The following is a 19,407-nucleotide window of genomic DNA, read 5'->3' as shown; positions in this document are numbered from 1 at the left end:
CTGTATTTGAAAATCCCGAGCTTTTAAGGCAAGAGCTTGGCAAATTTTTAGACACTCCACAAAAGGTGGAGATTTATGCCACGGCAGCTGAGAAGTTTTTTAAAGCTGGAATGAGACCTAGGCTTAAATTTGAACCTACTTGGTCGTGGTGGGGACTTATTTTTGGTGGGTAGTTTTTATTTTATAGAAAACTAAACAAAGAAGGCTTGATATATTTGATAGCTTGTATTTGTCTTGGCTGGATCCCTGTGATAAACTTTCTTATTGGGTTTTATGTTCCTATTTTTGGTAAGTATTTAGTGATAAAACTCTTTGAAAAAGCCTTGGATATGAATAATGAAATGGTTTTTAATCAGATGTCTAGCGTGGCTAAATGGGCTATTTATGTAGGTATCGCAGTGCCGATTGTAGCTTTTATCATTATTATTATAGCTTTTTCAATTTTAGGTTCTGTTGTGAGCTAAGATCAAAAAGCTAAAATATCTCCTCATCATAGCAAAAATTAATCTCTTTTTTGCGATAGGGTAGAAATTATAAAAATCAATTTATAAATTGAAGTTATATTGCTAGCCTGCGCGAAATAATGCTAAATCAAGGGGCAATTAAGCCCCTTATACGCAATAAAAATTAAAATTTATATTTAACCTCTATATTACCGCTTAGATAGGTTTCATTTTTAGAATCTACTTTTCCGGCTAAAATTTGCTTAGCTCCAACTCCAGCATCTAAACTTAGTCTATCATTTAAAGCGACATTTCCACCTATGATTAATTGCCCATAAGTCTTTTTCTTATCATCTCCTTTGATAGAAAATGCGGTATTTGAACCCACAAAGCTTGCTACGTAGTCATCGCCATTATTGGTTATATATTGCTCTATTTTAGGCGCGATAAATATATATGAGTCTTGGCTAAAGTATTTTCTACTCTCTAGACCAAGCTCTAAACTAACAGAGTTATTAGTATTAGATCTTACCTTTCTTGATAAAGCACCAGATTCTGTGTAGTTAGGCGTATAGCTATAGTAGTAGTTTGCTCCTACAAAAGGTTTTAAAAATAGATCGTTGCTTACGCTAAAGATCTTGCCGATATTGGAACTAAATCCAGCAAATTTTCTATTAAAATTTGAGCTATTTACATTTCCAGCTAAGCTTATATCTTGCTTTGTATCCCCTATTTGTCCGTAAAGCTTAGAATTTATCTCATAAGAGTCAAATCTATAAGAGCTATAAATACCTATTTGATAGTTATTTACTTCTTGTTCGTTTAGCTTATCTTTGATATTTGAGTTTGCATAAGTAGCATATACACCAAGAAGCAAATTATCATTAAATTGCCTATCAGCACCTACGCTAATACCATATAGCCCACCGCTATTTCCATCTATGATATTTACACCGCCAAATGTATTTGCCCATACGCTATTGTCATAGCTGCTTACCCCATAGTAGTCATAGATAGCATCGCTTGCTACATTTGCACTATTTGCTAAAAGAGTAGATTTAAGTATATTAGCAAATTTTACGCTATTATAAGGGTTATTTATACTTGCTACTCTTTTGTTTATACTCATATCATTTGATATATTAATAGCACTATTTATGCTACTTCCAGTATTTAAGATATTTATATTGCCTTTAGAGCTATCTCTAACATTTTTAAAGAAGTTTTCATCTGTAATTGCTTTTACGCCGATCGAAGGGTCGATATTAGAAGCTACTAGGCTATCAAATATATTTTTGGACTCATCTATATTTCCTGATGTTTGCATAGAATTAGATATTTTTTTAGTATTGTTCGCTCCGCCAACTACTCCTGTGGTAAGAAGTAGTTTATAGCCATTTGCTTGTCTAGTTTGTAGGCTAGATACTTTTTCAAATATAAATTTAGAAGTTTGAGTAATCTCAATTCCGATCGCTTCCATCTTTTCTTGTGTGCTTAGCTTGCTTTCATCACCACCGCTACTATTTATCTTAGAAATAAGATTATCTTTATTGGCAATTTGTGTTTTTAGGTTTTCTAAGCTATCTTTCATAACTGGATTGAATTTGGCATTTTCTTCTAAATCATAGTCTTTAATCACAGCATTTAGATACTCTTTTTCAGTTTCAAGTATGGCTTTTATGCTATTTATTTTGCTAGTTGGACCACCGCTAATGATAAGATACTCTTTATTTCCATCTTTTTCTACGCTTAGTTTATACTCTACTAAGTCTTTTAAATCCATTCTAGTAAGGTAGCTACCATTTGTTATTGATGAGAATTTATCTGCGAGTTCTTTACTAAAAACTTCATCAATTCTCTTAAAAAAGCTAGCTCCAGCTGTATTTTTGGTGGTTATATCTTCATTGAAGTTTTCTGCACTCATAAATGTAAATTTATTTAATGCTAGATTGCCTAAATCCCTATTTAGCACTAAAAATCTAGAATCTGTGATATTTGCTTTATTTCCAACATTAAAGTTCAAATTTCCATTAGTAGCTGCTCCTTCAAATTTAGTTTTACTAGCCTCTAAAGCTCCAGCTATGTTTAAGGAAGCATTAGAGCTGTCATTTGACAAGCTACTTATGACTAAAATAGAGGAGTTTGAAGTATTGGATTGCGGATCGTTACTTATTTTCACATTTGCATTTATTGAATTTGCATTTTTATAGTACTCCAAACTCATATCTTTTAAATTGACATTAGAAGCGCTAAGGTTTGCATTATACATTCTAGATGCTGTATCTGCTAGCTCACTATCTCGTATGTTTTCTATATCAAGTGAGTGAGTGCCTACATTGATATATGTAAATGTATTTTCTTTATTTATTTTATCTACGACAAAATCATTTACATTGCTTTGGATATTTAACGCTTCGTTTGTATAAGTATCCTTTATCGTCATACTTGCGGTATCATTAGCTATACGCACATCAAAGTAATCTTCCAAATCACCTTGATTTGGATATATGTATTTAGCATTAGCATTGCTTACCAATCCTAAACTGATTATTGCACTTGATGCAATAAGTGATAATTTCATAATATCTCCTAAAAATAAGACTAGTTTGGTATTATATATAATTATTATTAAATATTATTTAAATAATAATTGAATTTAAATTTTCTTTGCTTAACTCAAATATTAATAAATTTGGGTAGAATTTGCCAAAATTTGATTAAAGGATTAATATGAGCAGTGTTTTTGTAGGTAAAATCCCAGCTAAGGGCTATGCGATGCTATCTAAGGATTCTAAATTTACCCCTTTTGAATTTACTCGCCATAGCTTGGGTGATGGGGATATTTTGATTGAAATTTTGTATTCTGGTATATGCCATAGTGATATACACACGGCCAAAGATGAGTGGGGTGGTACTATGTATCCGTGCGTTCCAGGGCATGAGATAGTTGGACGAGTAGTCGCAGTTGGTAAAAATGTGAGCAAATTTAAAATTGGCGATTATGCTGGGGTTGGCTGTATGGTAAATAGCTGTGGGGAGTGTGAGGCGTGTCTGGCTAGCAAGGAGCAGTTTTGTCAAAGTGGTAAGACAGTTTATACCTATAATTCTACTGATTATTTCCACAATAATGAAAACACATATGGCGGATACTCTAATAATATAGTTGTGAGTGAAAAATTTGCCATTAAAGTGCCTAAAAATGCTCCTTTGGATAAGGTTGCCCCTTTATTGTGCGCAGGGATTACGACATATTCGCCGCTTAAATTTTCTAAGATAAAAGCCGGGGATAAGGTAGGTGTGGCTGGATTTGGCGGTCTTGGAATGATGGCTTTAAAATACGCTGTTAAAATGGGCGCTGAAGTTAGTGTATTTGCTAGAAATGATAAGAAAAAATCTCAAGCCTTAGAGCTTGGCGCTACAAATTTTTATACTTCAACAGACCAAAATCAGATAAAAGAGCGATTTAATCTCATCATCTCTACTATTCCAACTTCATATAATATAGGAGATTATATAGATCTGCTTAAATTTGGCGGAGAGTTGGCTATTGTAGGACTTCCGCCTTATGAGATAGCGCCTAGCATAAGCGTTATTGAGCTAGTGCATAAAGCTGGTAAGAAGGTCTATGGCTCACTAATTGGTGGGATTAGTGAGACTCAAGAGATGATGGATTTTTCGCTTGAAAATGAAATTTACCCTGAGACTATTTTGATTAGTCCATCGCAAATCGATGAAGTGTATGAGAAGCTGACAAACGGCTCTGGAGAGTTTCGCTATGTGATTGATATGAAGGCTTAAATGGCGTTTATAATCTTTACTATCTCTATGCTTATGATCTACACTAGAGCGTTTAGAGTGCCTGTGTGGGCTAGTGCGGCTCTTGGGGGATTTGCTACGCTGATATTTGGCGTGATTAGTTTAGCAGATACTTTTAAGGTCTTAGCGATGGTGTGGGACTCTACTTTTGTATTAGTAGGGCTTATTATCATCGCTATGGCGTTAGAAAAGATGGGCTTTTTTGATACCTTAGCTAGTAAGATTATACTATCTTGTGCTAGATATAGTGATGGCTATAAGATTAATACGCTTAAATTTTTTGCTATTATGATGGTTTTTGGGCTGTTTGTGGCTACATTTTTAGCAAATGATGGGGCGATTTTGGTGCTTACGCCACTGATATTTGCTATCTTTTCTAAGGCAAATCAAGAATTTAGCTCTCCTTTGGTGGCATTTTTAATATTTTTTGGATTTTTAAGCGATTTTGGCTCAAATGGCTTAATCATCTCAAACCTTACAAATATCATCACCGCTAAGCTTTTTAATATCTCTTTTGGTGAGTATTTTGGCTCTATGATTTTGGCTCAATGCTTTGCTTTTATAGCTGCGTGTGTGATATTTTGGGCGATTTTGATTAGGAAGTTACCTAAGGTTTTAAAGTTTCATTTACCAAGTAGGCAAATGGGTAAATTTGATTTTATAATCGCTTTTGGATTATTGATTTCTTTGCCTTTTGGGAGTGCGATTTTTGGGGCGATGGGGCTGCCTATTAGTGGATTTATATTGATTGTAGCGGTGATTGCTATAATGATGCAAAAGGGCGGTAAATTCGAGCTTTTTAGCAAGGCTCCATTTGGGGTAGTGATTTTTAGCATTGGGCTTTTTGTGATGGTTTATGGCGTGGGAATGGCTGGAATTTTAGAGTTTTTACGCTTAAATATCCATACTCTAGCAAATTTGGATAGATTTACCTCTATGCTTGGCATAGCAGTTGGATCTAGTATTGGCTCAGCACTTATAAATAATCTTCCTATGGTTATGCTAGGGGATTTGGCACTTAGGGATTTTGGGGCGGATATGGGGCTTGTGTATTCTCATCTTTTAGGGTGCAATATCGGCTCTAAGCTCACTCCCATTGGCTCTTTAGCGACACTTTTATGGCTTGTTAGTTTAAAATTGCGTGGAGTGAATATCAAGCTTTTAGACTATTTTAAGCTATCATTTATATTTAGTTTTGGTGTGCTTATAGCTGCGGTTTGTGGGCTATGGATTGGAGAGAAGCTTGACATTTAAAACTCATCTTGCACTTGGGGCTTTGGGGGCGATTTGTTTTGTGGGGGCTGTGGATAGAGCTGAAAATATCTATATTTTTGGACTGATTTTACTAGGCTCTGTATTGCCTGATATTGATGAGCCTAGGAGTTTTATTTCGCGTAAATTTCCGCTAATTTCTAGGGTAGCGGCGACATTTTTTACCCACCGAGGTCCTACTCATTTTCTTTTTATTCCAGTTTTGCTGTTTGTAGCGTGGGCTATTTTTGGCTATTTGGCACTTGGAGCTATAGGCTTTGGAATGATTATCCATCATTTAGGGGATATGCTAACGCCGAGTGGAATTTATGGATATTTTTACCCTTTTAAAAGGAAATTTGTAGCTAGAATTTTGCCTAAAAACTACGCCATCAAAACTGGCTCAAAGCTTGAATTAACTCTGGTTTTGCCTAGTGTTTTGATGGTTGATGGAGTGCTTGGGGCTATGGTTTTGGGATTTGATATTGATATGGCTAATATTATTAAGATTTTAAATTTAGTTTAATGGAATTTATATAGTTGTAGTGCTATTTAATTAAATACTTAATCTATAAAAATATAACAAAAGTAATATAATTAATTAATATAAATTTAATACATAATTTACCATTGATTTGCTTTGTAAAAATATACTTTTAAGAAAAAATATTAAAAGGATAGTTAAAATATGGCAAAATTTGCTATCTTATTTTTAGCAATTGTGCTTGGATTTAGTGGTTGTGCTGTGCCTAATGCGTTATCCATAGCTATGAAACCGGCTGATTATACAAATAAATTTAGCTCACTAGATTGCTTAGAGCAAAGCTATTTTGATAGTGAGCTACAAAGAGCAAAGGATGGAAAAGATCCGATTTATACAGCTATAAACGCAGGTTCTATCGCAAGAATTTGCCAAAATTTCGCACTTAGCAATGAGCTTTTAGATATTGCAGAAGATAGGTATAAGTATGATGTGGATTTAGAGAGTGCTGGTAATAAGGCTCTTAAAAATCTTGTTGGAGTGCTTTTAAATGATACATTTACTGATTATGATGGGAATTTGTATGAAAGAATAATGGTAAATGTCTATAAGGGGCTTAATTTTATGAGTTTAAATGACTTTGAGAGTGCTAGAGTGGAGTTTAATCGTGCCTTAATCCGCCAAGATAGAGCTAAAGACTATTTCGCCCCACAAATCAAAGCCGCTAAAGATGAACTAGCTAAAAATAGAAAAAATGATCCAAATTATAAGGAGAATTTAAAAAATACTAAATTAGTATATGATGAATATTCTGGGCTTTTTAAAGAGTTTAAAACTAGCGAAGTATTCATTAATCCATATGCTACCTACGCAGCTTCTGTGTTTTTTTATTTAGATAAGGATTATAAAAACTCAGCAGATAAATTCCGTGAAATAGCTATAGCTAATCCTAAAAATAGATTAGTATCAACTATAAATAAGAGATTACAAAATAGAGCCAAAAGCATAAAAGATAGTGGCAAAAGATATATATTTTTAGCCTATGAAGATGGTCTTGGGACTATAAAAGATGAATTTGCTATAAATATTCCATATATGATTGGCGATGGGGTTGCGACTTTGAACTTATCCTTGCCAACGCTTAAAAAGCGTGAGTTTAGCTATAAAGATATAAGCATAAATGGGATTAAAGCAACTCAAATTAGCAATTTTGATAATATTTTTGCTACTGAATTTAAAATAGAACTCCCTTGGATAGTTACTAAATCCATACTATCAATGGTAGCTAAATCCACAGCTAGCGGTGTTGTAGCAAGCGAGGTTGGTGGTGTAGCATCTTTAGCTACAAGCCTTTTAGTATCAGCTACAAATAAAGCAGATACTAGGTCATGGCAAACACTACCTAAAATAGCAAGTATCGCTATGGTAGAAAATAGCGGCTCATATACTATTAAAGATAGTAGTGGTAAGGTTATAGATACCGCTAAAATAGATAGGACAAAAGATGCTTTGATATGGCTACGCTCAACAGATAAAAATATGATAAAATCCATTATAATACAGAGGTAAAAATGAAAAAAATAGCAATGTTTTTGGTTTGTGCTATGCTTTTTGGCTGTGCTGGAAATAGCGACATAAGATTAGAAAATCAAGGCTATAGCTCAAATTTAGTAAGCTTAGAAGCCATAGATAAAGATATAATCCAAGATATAAATCAACGATTTAATGAGCTTGGATTATTGGAGTTTCAAATCATATTAAAAAGCACTAAAGATATGGATTTGGCTTATAGAGTGGCTTGGCTAGATGAGAGTGGATTTGAGCTAAGAAATTCAATTGATGAGAGCTATAAGGTATTACGACTTAATGCTTATCGCCAAATTTCCATAAGCAAAGTAGCTCAAGATAAAAGAGCTAAGAGTTTTAAAATTTATCTAACTACAAAGGGGTTATAAGATGAGAAAATTTACTTTAATCAGCGTTGTGGCGGCAACTTTGTTGCTTAGTGGATGTACAAATCAGCCATTTTATACAGACAATAGTGGTAAAATCAATCAAGGAGATACAATCACGCTTGGATTAAGCAATGAGGATTTTGAGCTAGCAGCTGAGAGTATGATAAATAGCTTACTTAGCGATCCAGCCCTTGTAAATCAAAAGCCAGGCGTAAGAAAGGTTGTAGCAATGGGGCGTATCGTTAATGATACCGCACTTAGACTAGATACAGAAAAACTAACTAGAAAGATAACTCAAGCTATGAGAAGATCGGGCAAATTTATATTAACCTCTGCCGTGGCTTCTGGTGGGGCTTTGGACTCTATGAGTGAAGATGTTAGGGGTCTGAGGGATAATGATGAGTTTAACCAAAAAACAATAGCCAAAAAGGGCACTCTAGTCTCTCCTGATTTTTCTTTATTTGGTAAAATTCGTCAAGACAATATCAAGCTAAGCAATGGCAAAATAAAGGTGGAGTATCTATTCTTACTAGGATTGACTGATTTAAACTCAGGTCTAGTATATTGGGAAGATGAGAAAACAATAAATAAATCTGGATCAAATGATAGCGTAAGCTGGTGAAATTTGATTGAAATTTAGGATTTAAAACTTAAATTTACTTTAGTTAAAGGATATTTATAATGAAAAAAATACTCTTATCAATGGCGGTTTTTGTCTCTCTTGCTTTTGGGATGGAAGATAAGGTAGCTAATGAGATAACTCAAGCCGATGTGGATATTCAAAATAAAATAAGCGACGCTAGCACCCAAGATATAACGCCAAAAAGTGTGGATGATTTTTTTGATGAGTTTAAAGATGAATTTGGCATAGAGTATGGTATCACAAAAGATGGCAAGACATTTTACACTGGAAGTAGCGAAGTAATGCTAAAGCCTACTGATAAAAATTTCGCTAGGTCTTTACAAAATGCTTATAATAGAGCTATGCTAAAACTACAAGGCGAATTTATAAAAGATGCCTTTGGTAGAATAGCTACAAGCAGTATAAATAGATACAAAACAGACCAATCAGACAATGCTAGAGAATTCGAAGAGTTGCCAAAAGGTGGCACCATCTCTCAAATTTTAGGTAAGCTAACACAACTAGCAAGCGCACAAGTCGATAAGGCCTTAAATGAGCTAGGCGTAGAGACACAAGGATTACAAGAAGAGCGAAAAAAAGAGCTTTTAAAGGATGAATTTACTAAAAAAACAGTTATAAAAGCTTTTGGCAATATGAGCGGTCTTGTGCCGGTAAAAACGGTTATAACGCAGACAAAAAGGGGTAATTATAAAATAGGTGTTATCGCTGTGATGAGCGAAAAAACCAGACAAATAGCAAAAGATATGAAAAATAGAACCCCTTGGATCATAAAAGCAAAAGGTGGCAAACCAGTAGTAGAGTATCTACCAAAACAAAAAGCTGGTTTTATACAAGAGTATGGAATTAGACTTGTATATGATGAAAATGGTGCTCCTATTATTTTAAGCTATGGAAATTGGGGTTATTTACCTGATGCTAATAGCAAAATAGCAGATAGACAAGAGAGTATAGCCAAAGACTCAGCCTCATCACAAGCTGATGCTGGGATAATTGAGTTTATAAGCACTAGTGTATCGTTTGCTGATGAGAGGGAAACTGGCGAAGCTCTAAATCAAAATATAAAAGAGACAAGAAATCTTCTATCAAACGATATTCAAATCCAAGAAGAAGCACTAGAGAGTATAATAGATAGAGTTTCTCAAACTATAAAGACAAACGCTTCAGGTAATATCCGTGGAATTAGGACGCTAAAAAAATGGGATTATACCGATGAAAATGGCGTGGAGTATGTAGGGGTCGTTAGATACTACTCATATGCTAACTATCTAAATGTTACAAATGCCGTATCAGATAAAAAGAACTCAACCGCTACTTCAACTTCTACCCAACCAGCTAAGGCTACTCAAAGGAGCTCAAAAGTGGTAAATACGATAGATGATTTTTAGGAGCTGATATGAAAAAATATCTATTTATATTTGCTTTTTTGACTTGTTTTTTAAATGCTGAGGTTATAACTCACACTAGCACCAAAACAGCTATTGGCGAAGGATATGGATTAACAAGGCAAGAGGCTATAAATAACGCTATTATCGAGGCTTTAGGCAAGATTAAAGGCGTGGATATAAACTCAGTTAAGCTAACTCAAACCACAGCCATAACTAGCGATAAAGGCTCAAATTTAACAGATATATACAACGAGCATATAAATAAAGCCACAAAAGGTAGAGTTGATAGCTATGAGATTATCAGTGCTAATCAAGATAGCACAGGCAAATGGGTAGCAGTAGTAGAGATAAAAAACTCAAAAACAACCAAAAGCTATAAAGCACCAGGGCTAGATAATAAGCAAAGAAGAAGTCTAGTGGTATTTAACGCTACTTCTACAGATCTTAGAGCACTTGGTGAAAATCTAAAAAGCCATATAATCACAAATCTAACTAAGTCAAGAAAATTTAATATCCTAGATAGAGATAATGGTGGATACTATGAGATGGAAAAGGCTTTGATTAAAAGTAGCAATGCTAATAGCGATGAAATATATAAGCTTAAAAATGTGATCGGTAGTGATTATCTTATGATTTTTGATGTAAAATCTGCTAAAACCAGCTCAAAACAAAATAATCTCACAGGCAAAAATATCACAAAATCAGAATTGGTGGTGGATTATCAAGTGATTTTATTTGCTACAAGAGAGATTAAATATAGCAACACTTTAGCGATGAGTCTAAGCGTAGGAGATGATTTAAAATCAAATGAAACAGCCTACAAAAAAATTGCCGATAAAATCACAAGCGATATTTTAAATGCGATTTATCCCCTAAAAATCGCTAGTGTAAATGGGAAAGATGTGGTATTTACACAAAATTTAAATGTCGGCGAACGCTTTGAGTGCTTTTCTCAAGGAAAAGCCCTAAAAGATAGCTACACTAAGCAAAGCACAAGCGATATGAGAGTAGAGAGTAGGGTTGGCGAAGTTGAGATTACTAGGGCTGAGTCAAAGCTAAGCTACGCTAAAATCATAGAAGGACAAATGAAAGAGGGCTTTATTTGTCGTCCCTTAGGCAGTGGCTTGGGCTATAATCAAGGTCGTGATGCTAACTATGAGCTTAGCGAAGATGGTGGAGTAAATTTAGGCTTTTAAGCTATTTTATAAAGTTGCGAATTTATATTTGCAACTTTAATAAATTTATATTATAGAAAATTTTTTGTGTTATATTTTTTAAATATATTTTTCATTTTATGCGCTTTTAATAAAACGCTCAAAGCACCCTTTTTATGCCTTCTAGCATAGATAATCATCTCACCTAAAATACAGCAAAGCCCAAAAATATCATCTGGAATTTCGCTATTTAGATCTAGATCATTTTGTGGATTATTTATAAGCTTTTTAATGGCAAAATAGCCGTAAATTCCACCACCAACTCGTAAAATCTCACCACCTAAAGCAGCAAAAATTTTATACTCTTTTATACCCTTTTTTATCTCTAAAAGCTCATCTTTAAACTCCAAAGTATCACTAGCATACTCCCACCAAATTTCATTTATATTTCTATTTTGGCTATCGGTGTAGCTTTGCAAGAATCTCCACGGCTTTTCTCCATAGTGGATGATTTTCGGATTTTTATAGCTTTGCATAAATTCCATTCTTGTGCAGTTTAGGCGGTGATTTTGCTCATCTTTACAAATAGCAAAGCAAAAGCTAATAGATGAAAAGTTATAAGCAATAGGTAGCTTTAATAGCTTATCTTGCGTGATTGTGGCATTTAGTAGGTCTTGGTCGGCTGCTTTGATATAGGTGGCATTTTGAGCGATCATTTGGCATTTTTGCTCTATTTGGTTATCCCTATAAGCCTTGGCGTTGATGAGTAAAAATCCAGAATTAAAGTAATCATTTGTAAATTTATGCGTAATTATCTTGTTATTATTTTTAAATTTAATCTTGCGTTTTTTGGTGCCTGGATCATTAACTGCGGCTAATATATTATCTTTTAAATCAATAGCAAAAAGCTCCCTTAAATCGCAAAGACAGAGCATATCAGAATCTAGATATAAGCACTTTTTAACGCTATGGTCTAAATACTCATCTAGCTTTAAGCGGTAATATGGCAAGAGATTGGTGTGCGCTGCACCAGAGGTAGGAAAGCTAGAAAATTTACTCTCATCTATAATATGCGTAAGAATTAAGCAGGGGTAGATTTGATTAAGCCTACTTTCTAAGGCTTTTAATCTATCTTGCGTGGTGGTTGAAATTTTATCGCTTAAGATATGAAATATATAGCCTTCAGCCATCTCTTTTTGGCTTAAATCATTGAAATTTAGATTGGCATAACTACTAAATGAACTATCTTTTGGAGCATTAAAGCCGCCATTTTGGCATATATCTTTAAAGCTTAAATTTAGATTTGTATTTTTGATTATACTATTTATTAGCACGGCAGTATATTTGATATAATTTTCATCAGCACTAAATATAATGTGAAACATTTTTAACCTTTTTTGGTATAATTATAGCCAAATATGGTATGGTTTGTAGTTTAAATGGGGATTTATCTTGAATGATTTAAAGATACAACTAAAATAAATTTAGCAAAGAGGTTGTGATGAAGCAGTGGATAGAGCTGTTTTTAATAAAATAAAAAATAAGGAATAGTTTTTATATAATGATAAACATAGCTTTTATTTTTGGAACTCGACCAGAAGTTATTAAAATGGCTCCGGTAATTTTGGAATTTAAAAAATATCCAATGTGCTATAATGTATTAGTCATAAATACAGAACAACAAAAAGAATTATCAAATCAAACTTTAAAATTTTTTGGTATTACCCCAACCATTAGTTTAAATGTAATGAGAGAAAATCAAAGTTTAAGTTCATTACAATCTATATTACAAGCAAAGTTAGAAGAGATATTTTTAAATAACGCAATTAATTTAGCATTTGTTCAAGGTGATACTATGAGTGCATTTTGTGGTGCTTTAAGTGCTTATTATTTTAAAGTTCCAATTTGTCATATAGAAGCTGGATTAAGAAGCTACAATTTGTTTGAACCATTTCCAGAAGAAGCTTTAAGACAAATGATAGCAAGGATCGCCAATATTCATTTTGCTCCAACGAAATTATCTGTAAAGTATTTACAAAATGAGAATTTGACACACAAATCATCTATTTATGAAGTTGGCAATACAAGTATTGATGCGCTATTTTTGTTAGAACAAGAAATTATAAATAAAGCTAAAAATTTTTGGAATGATTTTGGCATTGATTTAAGCAACGATGATATTGTGTTAGTAACAATTCACAGAAGAGAGAATCATGGGGATCGTTTAGAACATATTTTAAATGCTATTAGCTATATCGCATCTAAATTTCAAAAGCATAAATTTATAATACCTATTCATCCTAATCCAAATGTAAGAGAAAAAATAAAAAATAAGTTATATAAACAAAAAAATATATATTTATGTGATGCTTTGGATTATCCAAATTTAGTATTAATTATGAAAAATTCAAAATTAATTTTAACTGACAGTGGAGGTATTCAAGAAGAAGCTCCTAGTTTTGGAGTTCCACTGCTTGTTTTACGATATGAAACAGAAAGAAAAGAAGGTGTTGAATCTGGTTTTGCTAAACTTGTTGGAGCTGATTATGATTTAATAATAAAAGAGTCTTTTGTTGCCTTAAAAAATAATCAAAAAATAGATGGGATCAATCCATATGGTGATGGGATGGCAAGCCAACGAATTGAAAAATATGTAAGAAAATTTCTAAATTTGAAAGAATATTATGCAAGATAAAATATATTTAGATAAAGAATTTGATAGAATATGGTCAAAAATTGAAAATGGACAAAATTTTGCTTTATTGCGATATGGCGATGGAGAACGCGCTATTATGTGTGGTAAAATCGTTAAAGCAATAGAGGGCTGGGAATCGCCAAATTATATATCTAAATTAGGAAAAGATTTGTTATCAACATTAGAATTAGATGATGATAATATTTTTTATGGAATATCATGTCCATGTTGCGATCCTGCTGCCTATGTATGGTATTTAAGCAAAATAAAAAATAAAAATATCACCTTTGCCAATCTTTGGGTTAATGCAAATTATAAAAGATTTAAAGATAAATTTGCCACCCTAACAAGAGACGCTATCTTAATTGCCAATTATAGAGCAAAAAATAAAAAAATAGGAAATTTAAATATTTTAAAGCATTATGAAGTAGGCGATGATTGTATATCTTTTTGGAATAATAAAGGGTATGAGATGATCGAGCAAATTAAAAAAGATTTTGGCAATCAAGATAATATTTTATATATTGTATCAGCTGGACCTATGTCTGAAGCCATCATAGCCAAATTATATGAAAATAATAAAAATAATTGCTATATAGATTTTGGTAGTTGTATTGATAACTTTATACATCAAAAAAATACGAGATCTTACATGGATGAAAATAGCAATTATGCCAAACAAAATTGCGTTATGCTAAAAGATTATGATGTTGATGTTAGTGTCGTTTTAACTGCTTATAAAAAGCCGCAAAATTTACGCATTCAACTAGATGCTATAAAAAAACAAAGTATAAAACCAAAAGAGATATTGTTATTTCAAGATGGAATAGCGCAAGATTATAAAATTCATTTTAATGATGATTTGTTAAAAGAATTTGATATTGTTGAAATTTGTGATCAAAATTATGGCGTTTGGAAAAGATTTGATTTTGCCAGAAAACAAGTAAAGTCGCAATATGTTTGTATTTTTGATGATGATACTATACCTGGAGCTAAGTGGTTAGAAAATTGTTTAACACAAATGTGTATCCAAGAAGGTCTATATGGGACAATAGGTATTGTGCTGGTTAATCCAGAAAACTATCCAAATAAATGTAATAAAGATTATTTTAGAATTGGTTGGGATGGTAATTTAAATTATACTGCTAAAGTTGATTTTGTTGGTCATAGTTGGTTTTTAAAAACCCAGTGGCTAGATTATATGTTTGAAAATACTGATACATTTCAAAATTTTAAGGTTGTTGGAGAGGATATAGCTTTATCTCACAAATTAAAACAAAAAGGTATAGAAACTTTTGTGCCACCTCATTCGTATGATGATCAAGAATTATGGGGTTCTTTAAGTAAATATGCAGTAACTTTAGGCGTAGATTCTAATGCAATTTCTGTAAATGCTAATAATATATCTAAAATGAATTTGGTTATGAAAGAGATTATAAAAGATGGGTTTGTTTCAATTAGTCAAACTGATAAAAATTATATCTCTAATTTAAGAAAAAATCTTGATAAATATCATATTCGTAATTATGCAAAAAAATTAAAGCCAATGGAAAAGGTATTATCAGTAAAAAATTCACAATATAAAATATATAAAATAATTAATATATTAGGTATGCGATTTAAAATCAAAAGAGTGTAAAATACAATATATAGTTACTCACTCCACCCATCTAATGCGTTTTGTAGCGTATCGATCGTGGTTTGTACCAGTCCAGCTAAGCTAAAAAAGTAGTATCCATGCTGTTTGACATACTCAAAGATTTTCTTATCACGGTCGCTTTTACCGCTCTCAGGACGCACCATCAAAGTAGCAAACTCAAGCTCTTGGTGCAAACAAAAGTTATACGCCGCACTCATATACACGCTATCAAAGATCTTATCGCTATCTAAATTCGCCTTTAGCCTATCTATTCGCTCTTTTAACTCATAGAATTTCGCATATCTAGGCTCCTTGCCATTTGACAAATCCGCATTTGCCGCTTCTACTAACTTGCTAATTCGCTTAAATAGCTCCTTGATTAGCTCTTGTTTATCCTTGCCAACTTTTATAAAATTCTCTATTAGCTCTCTTTGAGTTTTTAATTTGCTTTGGCTTATTTGTGGTAAAATCGGCTCTGGTTTTATCAAATTCTTTTTTACCCCACCACCTATAATCTCTCCTGCTAGCTGACTAAATGGCACCTCTATAGTCCCTTTAATCCTAGAGCCACCCTCAGTAGCGTTATAAATTTTCACATCGCTATATGAGCTAATCGCATCTATCATTGCCTCAAAATACTCTCTAAACATATCCCAAAGCTTGATGGATCTAACCTGCGTTTTACCGCCATAGCCTAAGGCAGTGGTTATATTTGGCTCATACTCTTTAGAAGCAATAGTAGGCGAAGTCTCACCAAAGACCATTCCCCTAGCGTGAGTGGTGCCATCATCTGCCATAGCTAGGTCTTGACCGATAAATATTATCTGCTTACACCCTAGCTCCACAGCTAGATCAAAGGCAAAATGAGCCGTGCTTGGCCCTTTACACATATAGTTTTTCTTATCTTCATCTAAGCCCTCTTCAAATTTCAAAGGTTTATGGGCGAAGGCTACATTTCTACCATCTAAAAGCTTAATTGTATTTGGGTGAATGAGTGAGCTAGCGATGAAGGTTATATCGCTATCAAACTCACTTGCCTTACTATCAAAAAACGCCCCGCTAAGCTCTATTCTTTCCATCGTAGTTACAAAATCCGGTCTTATATCGTGTAGTTTTAAAATCGGATATGACGCATCAGCTGCGATTAAAATCGCATATGGCGATACCTGCCTTAATATTTCAAGCTGCTTAGTTAGGCTTGGTCCAGTTGAGACGATGATGGCGGTTTTATTATGATTTGAGTTTAAATTTAAAATATCCTTTAAGCTATAATTAGCGTAAAATTTAGGCATATTCTCCACCACATGCTTCATTCCTATAAGGGTATCTTCAGCAGAATTTCCAGCGGCTTTTATATTTAAAAGCAAGATATTTAATAGATGTTTATTTAGACTATTAGCACTATCTTTATAATTTTTCTCATAATACTCATTGTATATGTGAAAGCCATAGTTTCTAGCATTATATTTAATCTCTTTTTGATTGCAAATTATATGCAAATACGCATCATTTAAGTAGCTAACGCAAAATGGGATAAATCTATTTTCACGCATCTCTTTGCTAAAATCATTTAGATGAAAAGCGATGAAAAATATCTCAATTTCAGGCTCAAATACTACAATTTTCTTATGATTTTTATTTTCCAGTAGAGCTTTATAGAAGTTGCCATTACCAAGTCCATAGAAAAATAGCGATGGATAAAGGGCGTAATCTCTTTTAAATTTATTTAGTATATCGTTTGTGTGCTTTGCTGGCAAACCGCTATATATAGGCTCTTTTGTATGGGTATTGATGATATTTATATCTAGCAAACCTTTACCAGCAAATACATCAAATTTACTATTGCTTTTTAGGTCATAAATAGCCTTGGCTAAGATGAAATTGATAGAGCAAAGAGCGATAATATTGTGTATGAAAGCATTAGCACCGCCATTTGCTTTAATATCTTGATCTATTGCTTGGTGTAGTTCCTTGACTGATTGGGGATCTACTTGGTGATTATAATTTTTATTAAATACATTATCCATTCCATCGCCTTATTAGGTTGTGTTTGATATTTAGGCTATCTAGCCATTTTGCTATTATGAAATTCTCAATCTGGCTAACACTGCTAGGCTGAGTATAATATCCCAAAATCGGTGGCACTATCCCAACCCCCATACTAGCAAGATCTGCCATCTGACGCAAGGATATAGCACTAAGTGGCGACTCACGCACCCCTAAAATCAAATTTCTACGCTCCTTTATCATCACCGCAGCAGCCCTTAATAGCAAATTATCGCTTATCCCACAGCTAATTTTAGCTAAAGTATTAATAGAGCAAGGTGCGACTATCATCGCATCATACATAGCTGAGCCACTAGCTGGGGGTGCGGATATATCGCTATTATCATAAATTTGAATTTTCTCATTAATATCAAGGCTTAAATTCTCTTTTTGCATTGATAGCTTAGCATTTGGAGTGATTATCACGCTGGTATCTATGCCTAAATTTAGCGTGGTATTAGCTAGTTTAATCCCAAGATGAGCCCCACTAGCTCCACTTATTGCGACTATTAGCTTCACTCTATTATATGGCCTACAAATTTAGAGTAATTATCTATAATATCCTTGCCTTTTCTAAAGCCCAAAGCGCACCCCTCAAAAGCGAAAAATACCCCCGCTTGATAGCTATCGCCATTATCATCTTTAGCAAAATTAGCAAACTCTTGATATAAAAATTTGCCATTATCATACTCGCCGCCATTTTGAGCCTCTATACTACCATCGCTATTTATGATAGATACATTTGCCCCTTCTCTGGCTAAAAACGGCTTTTTGACCTGTTTTTTACCACTTAATGGCTGGTAGCTACTCTCTAGTAAAAGCGGATGATTAGGATATAAATCCCATAAAATTTTCATAATCCCCTTGCTTTGAAACAAAAGAGTATAAGCTGGATTTAGGATTATGGCCTTTTGATTATTCATTATGTTTTTAATTATTAGAGCCAGATCGCTCTCATCTATGGCTATCATCTCCCATGGAATAAGCTTAAACCAATACTCCCAGTTTTTCTCATTCCAAAATATCCCCCCTTCATCATCAAAGCCCACTTCATCTACAAAGGCAAAATCGCATATAAACCCAGCGTCCCTAGCAGCAGCTTCAAGCAATCTTGTGGTATTCTCATCCTCATTACTACCAGCAATAGAGCTAAATAGGATTTTCCACCCTTCATAATACTCATCAAATCTACCAGTATCCTTCTCAAGGGTTACTAAGCGTTTGAAATTCTCCACCAAAGCCTCATACAAATCATTAAATTGCTTAGCTTCATTAAGATTATTAAATTTCAGCATCGCCCACTGGATAATCGCAGTCTCAAATACGCTAGTAGGCGTATCAGCGTTAAATTCAATAAGCTTAATAGGCTTACCATCTACCCCACCAGCTAAATCAAATCTACCATATATGTGCCAGTGGACATCATTTTCCCAACTAGCCTTAATAATATCAACTAGATTAAATGGAATTCCAAGCTCATGAAATAGATCATTATCAATCACATACTCAGCCGCAGCCACATACATATCATAAAGCTCATTTGCCGCTTCATAGAATTTCTCGGCCTCATCTTGGGTTATGCTTACTAGCTCATCAGCGATATATTTACTACCATCTAGATCTGTATGCCAGCCAAATCCAATGCTTTCTAAATACCCATTATCAAGTGGTTTAATCTTTTTTAGCTTCACTTTTGTCCTTTGATGAATTGATTTAAATGGTTATTATATTTTAATAAATTAAATTTGAGCTATATTTTATCAATGATTTTATTATAGTCTTTTTCATTACAAGGAGCTTGAAAAGTGTGGCAATTTGTAACAACAATCAAATATTCTACTTATTTTTTATTTTAATTTACCTAATTTATCAAAATTTAAGCTTAGATTAATGGGGGGG

16 protein-coding genes are annotated in these 19,407 nt (G+C 33.5%); 11 read left to right on the top strand and 5 right to left on the bottom strand.

All coding sequences use genetic code 11. The features are described from left to right. Nucleotides 1–215 precede the first annotated feature (215 nt). Nucleotides 216–464: a hypothetical protein gene (locus tag CSUIS19073_RS06765; protein WP_086242635.1), complete on the top strand. Its 249-nt coding sequence runs from the start codon at nt 216–218 to the stop codon at nt 462–464. Nucleotides 465–627: 163 nt separating this feature from the next. Here CSUIS19073_RS06765 and CSUIS19073_RS06760 read toward each other — a convergent pair whose 3' ends face one another. Beyond that, nucleotides 628–3,024, bottom strand: coding sequence for an autotransporter outer membrane beta-barrel domain-containing protein (locus CSUIS19073_RS06760; RefSeq protein WP_236845314.1), 2,397 nt, complete (start codon nt 3,022–3,024; stop codon nt 628–630). Nucleotides 3,025–3,173: 149 nt separating this feature from the next. On the opposite strand from CSUIS19073_RS06760, the gene CSUIS19073_RS06755 reads away from it, so the two are divergent. The 8 genes from CSUIS19073_RS06755 to CSUIS19073_RS06720 all read left to right on the top strand — a co-directional run bounded on the left by CSUIS19073_RS06755 (nt 3,174) and on the right by CSUIS19073_RS06720 (nt 11,170). After that, nucleotides 3,174–4,241, top strand: a complete 1,068-nt coding sequence (locus tag CSUIS19073_RS06755) for an NAD(P)-dependent alcohol dehydrogenase (protein ID WP_086242636.1) — start codon at nt 3,174–3,176, stop codon at nt 4,239–4,241. Then, the gene (locus CSUIS19073_RS06750) at nt 4,242–5,513 is read left to right on the top strand and encodes an ArsB/NhaD family transporter (protein ID WP_086242637.1); all 1,272 of its coding nucleotides are present in this window, start codon (nt 4,242–4,244) and stop codon (nt 5,511–5,513) included. Next, nucleotides 5,479–6,036: a metal-dependent hydrolase gene (locus tag CSUIS19073_RS06745; RefSeq protein ID WP_180379414.1), complete on the top strand. Its 558-nt coding sequence runs from the start codon at nt 5,479–5,481 to the stop codon at nt 6,034–6,036. Before CSUIS19073_RS06750 ends, CSUIS19073_RS06745 begins: the two co-directional genes overlap by 35 nt. 162 nt (nt 6,037–6,198) lie before the next feature. Continuing rightward, a complete protein-coding gene (locus tag CSUIS19073_RS06740) occupies nt 6,199–7,560 on the top strand; it encodes a hypothetical protein (protein WP_086238036.1) in 1,362 nt (453 codons plus the stop codon). A 2-nt stretch (nt 7,561–7,562) separates the two neighbouring features. Next, complete coding sequence (locus CSUIS19073_RS06735) at nt 7,563–7,946, top strand: YcfL family protein (RefSeq protein WP_086238039.1); 384 nt, start codon at nt 7,563–7,565, stop codon at nt 7,944–7,946. A 1-nt stretch (nt 7,947) separates the two neighbouring features. Then, entirely contained in the window at nt 7,948–8,568 is a 621-nt protein-coding gene (gene lpoB / locus CSUIS19073_RS06730; RefSeq protein WP_086238041.1) for a penicillin-binding protein activator LpoB, read from the top strand. Between the two features lie 59 nt (nt 8,569–8,627). Continuing rightward, nucleotides 8,628–9,974, top strand: a complete 1,347-nt coding sequence (locus CSUIS19073_RS06725; RefSeq protein WP_086242638.1) for a DUF6844 domain-containing protein — start codon at nt 8,628–8,630, stop codon at nt 9,972–9,974. Between the two features lie 8 nt (nt 9,975–9,982). After that, nucleotides 9,983–11,170, top strand: a complete 1,188-nt coding sequence (locus tag CSUIS19073_RS06720; RefSeq protein WP_086238046.1) for a CsgG/HfaB family protein — start codon at nt 9,983–9,985, stop codon at nt 11,168–11,170. A 50-nt stretch (nt 11,171–11,220) separates the two neighbouring features. Here the strand turns inward: CSUIS19073_RS06720 and CSUIS19073_RS06715 are convergent, their stop codons facing one another. Further along, on the bottom strand, nt 11,221–12,513 hold the full coding sequence (locus CSUIS19073_RS06715) for a glycosyltransferase family 8 protein (protein ID WP_086238048.1): 1,293 nt from the start codon (nt 12,511–12,513) through the stop codon (nt 11,221–11,223). A gap of 176 nt (nt 12,514–12,689) precedes the next feature. Between CSUIS19073_RS06715 and wecB the strand changes: the two genes are divergently transcribed. Then, nucleotides 12,690–13,823, top strand: a complete 1,134-nt coding sequence (gene wecB / locus CSUIS19073_RS06710; protein WP_086242639.1) for a non-hydrolyzing UDP-N-acetylglucosamine 2-epimerase — start codon at nt 12,690–12,692, stop codon at nt 13,821–13,823. Continuing rightward, nucleotides 13,813–15,462, top strand: coding sequence for a glycosyltransferase family 2 protein (locus CSUIS19073_RS06705; RefSeq protein ID WP_086242640.1), 1,650 nt, complete (start codon nt 13,813–13,815; stop codon nt 15,460–15,462). Before wecB ends, CSUIS19073_RS06705 begins: the two co-directional genes overlap by 11 nt. A 14-nt stretch (nt 15,463–15,476) precedes the next feature. Here the strand turns inward: CSUIS19073_RS06705 and CSUIS19073_RS06700 are convergent, their stop codons facing one another. From CSUIS19073_RS06700 to CSUIS19073_RS06690, 3 genes are read right to left on the bottom strand one after another with little or no spacing between them, the layout of a single operon-like run. Then, nucleotides 15,477–17,489, bottom strand: a complete 2,013-nt coding sequence (locus CSUIS19073_RS06700) for a 6-hydroxymethylpterin diphosphokinase MptE-like protein (RefSeq protein ID WP_086242641.1) — start codon at nt 17,487–17,489, stop codon at nt 15,477–15,479. Further along, the gene (locus tag CSUIS19073_RS06695; RefSeq protein ID WP_086238058.1) at nt 17,482–18,027 is read right to left on the bottom strand and encodes a UbiX family flavin prenyltransferase; all 546 of its coding nucleotides are present in this window, start codon (nt 18,025–18,027) and stop codon (nt 17,482–17,484) included. The genes CSUIS19073_RS06700 and CSUIS19073_RS06695 overlap by 8 nt, the downstream gene beginning before the upstream one ends. After that, complete coding sequence (locus CSUIS19073_RS06690) at nt 18,024–19,199, bottom strand: glutathionylspermidine synthase family protein (protein WP_086242642.1); 1,176 nt, start codon at nt 19,197–19,199, stop codon at nt 18,024–18,026. Before CSUIS19073_RS06690 ends, CSUIS19073_RS06695 begins: the two co-directional genes overlap by 4 nt. Nucleotides 19,200–19,407 lie beyond the last annotated feature (208 nt).

Origin of the sequence: Campylobacter sp. RM19073 (assembly GCF_024723495.1) — a bacterium.
GTDB lineage: Bacteria > Campylobacterota > Campylobacteria > Campylobacterales > Campylobacteraceae > Campylobacter > Campylobacter porcelli.
This window is presented reverse-complemented; position numbering and strand designations above follow the sequence as displayed.